At 75.8% G+C, this 2293-nt stretch carries 2 protein-coding genes and 1 pseudogene; 2 read left to right on the top strand and 1 reads right to left on the bottom strand.

Going from position 1 to position 2293, the window contains the following annotated elements; genetic code table 11:
• Positions 1–1064, top strand: a 1064-nt coding sequence (locus L7D48_RS28275; RefSeq protein WP_237883862.1) for a branched-chain amino acid ABC transporter permease, incomplete at its 5' end; no start/stop codon positions are given.
• Positions 1065–1072: 8 nt separating this feature from the next.
• Positions 1073–2020 (top strand): alpha/beta hydrolase, encoded by a 948-nt coding sequence (locus L7D48_RS28270; RefSeq protein WP_237883864.1) that lies wholly within the window; start codon positions 1073–1075, stop codon positions 2018–2020.
• Positions 2021–2105: 85 nt separating this feature from the next.
• Here L7D48_RS28270 and L7D48_RS28265 read toward each other — a convergent pair.
• Positions 2106–2293: pseudogene (locus tag L7D48_RS28265) on the bottom strand (S1 family peptidase); the annotation flags it as partial.

Genomic DNA, 2293 nt, shown 5'->3' with positions numbered 1-2293 from the left:
GCCCCGCCGCCCGGCCCCCCCGCCGGTGGCGGGGGGCGGCCGCACCGGCGGCCGTCCTGGCCGTCCTGGCCCTGCTGCCGTACTCCGCCCTGGAGATCCCGGTACTGCTCGACGGTCCGGTCAACTCGCCCGGATCACTCCAACTGCTGGCCCTGTGCCTGGTGTTCGGCGGACTCGCCCTCGGCTACGACCTGATGTTCGGCCGTACCGGCCTGCTCTCCTTCGGCCACGCCCTCTACGTCGCCGGCGGCGCGTACGGCACCCAGCTCGCCATGACCGAACTGGGCCTGGGACTCTTCCCCGCCATCGGCCTGGCCCTGGCCGGCGGCACGGCCGCCGCCGTCCTCCTGGGCGCCGTCTCGCTGCGCGGACTGGCCCTGGGCGGTATCGGCTTCGCCATGGTCACCCTCGCCTTCGCCCAGGCCGGATCGATCTGGGTGCAGCGCAACCCTGGCGGCCTCACCGGCGGCGAGGAGGGCCTGCCGCTGCACACCGGCGGTGTGCCCGACGCACTGGTCGGCGTGCAGAACACCGCCAACGTCTACTGGCTGGCCCTGGCCTACCTCGCACTGACGGCCGCCGTGGTGTGGACGGCCGTGTCCCGGCCGGTCGGCAGGGTCTGGCAGGGCATCCGCGACAACGAGCAGCGGGTCTCCGTCCTGGGCTACGACCCGTTCCGCCACAAGCTCGGCGTCTTCGTCCTGGCCTCCGCCCTCGGCGTGCTGGGCGGTGCGATGCACCTGCTGGTCACGGCGGGCGCCACCCCGCGCTCCAGCACTCCGGAGTTCACCCTCACCCTGCTGGTGATGGTCGTCCTGGGCGGCAGCGGCACCCGCTGGGGCCCGCTGATCGGCGGCGTGCTGTTCACCTTCCTCGACCAGCGGCTGGCGGTGCTGGCGAGCTCGGACCTGGTGCACGGGCTGCCGGGTATCCTGCGCGCGCCGCTGTCGGAGCCGATGGTCGTCCTCGGCACGCTGTTCGTGATCGCCGTGTACGCGGCACCGGGCGGCATCGCGTCGATACGGCGCTCGCTGACCCGGCGGAGGGGAGAGGAGTCCCGATGACGGACCCGATGACGGACCCGACGACGACCGGACGCACCCGGCGCACCGGACGGACCGCGCAGGAGACGGCCGTCCCGGTGCGCGGAGGGGAACTGGCCGTCTCGCGGTGGCCCGGTGCCGGGGAACCGGTGATCGCCCTGCACGGCATCACCGCCAACGGCCGCTCCTTCGCCGCCCTGGCCGCCGCCCTGGGCGAGGACACCCCGCTGTACGCCCCCGATCTGCGCGGCCGGGCGCGCAGCGCCGCGCTCCCGGGGCCGTACGGGCTCGCCGCCCACACCGAGGACGTCATCGCCCTCCTGGACCACCTGGGACGGGAACGCGCGGTGCTGGTCGGCCACTCCATGGGCGCCTTCGTCGCAGCGCTGACGGCCGCCCGCCACCCGGACCGGATCGCGGGCGTGGTGCTGGTGGACGGCGGCGTGGGCTTCCCCGCCCCCGAGGGGACGGACATCGACGAGCTGCTGGAGGCCGTGATCGGCCCGGCGATGCGGCGGCTGTCGATGACCTTCCCCGACCGGGAGGCGTACCGCGCCTTCTTCCGCGAGCACCCCGCCCTGGGACCGCACTGGAACGACGACGTCCAGGCCTACATCGACCGCGACCTGGTGGGACGGGAGCCGAAGCTGCGCAGCAGCTGCGTACTGGAGGCGGTACGGGCCGACGGGGCGGACGTCCTGGCCGACCCGGAGACCCTCGCGGCGGTGCGGACCGCCGCCTCGGCCGGGGTGCCCATGACCCTGCTGTGGGCCGAACGCGGCATGCTGGACGAGCCGCGGGGGCTGTACGACGAGGACCGCCTCGCCGCGGCCGGCCTCGGTCCCGGAGCCGGTTCCGGAGCCGGTTCCGGTGTGACCGTGCGGTGCGTGCCCGGCGCCAACCACTACTCCGTCCTGCTCGCCCCCGAAGCCACGGCGGCCGTCCGCACGGCGCTGGACAGCGTACGGACAGCCTGACCCGCCGCCGGACCGTCCGGCACCGCCGCCGTCCGCGTGCGGACGGCGGCGGTGCCGCCACAGGCTGCCGGGGCGGGCCTCCTGTTCACCGGCCCGCGGCCGAACCCACCCCGTCCGCCGCGTCACCCGCCGCCTCCGTCCCGGCGTCCGGGGCCTCCGCGTCCGGGGCCTGCGCGTCCGAGGCCTCCGCGTCCGAGGCCCCGCCGCCCTGCCGGGCCGCGGCCCGCACCAGCAGCACATAGCCCGCCGCCGCGACCGCGCCCACCACCGCCG

This window comes from Streptomyces sp. ICN903, from assembly GCF_022015835.1.
In the GTDB taxonomy this organism is placed as follows: Bacteria; Actinomycetota; Actinomycetes; order Streptomycetales; family Streptomycetaceae; genus Streptomyces; species Streptomyces fenghuangensis.
This window is presented reverse-complemented; position numbering and strand designations above follow the sequence as displayed.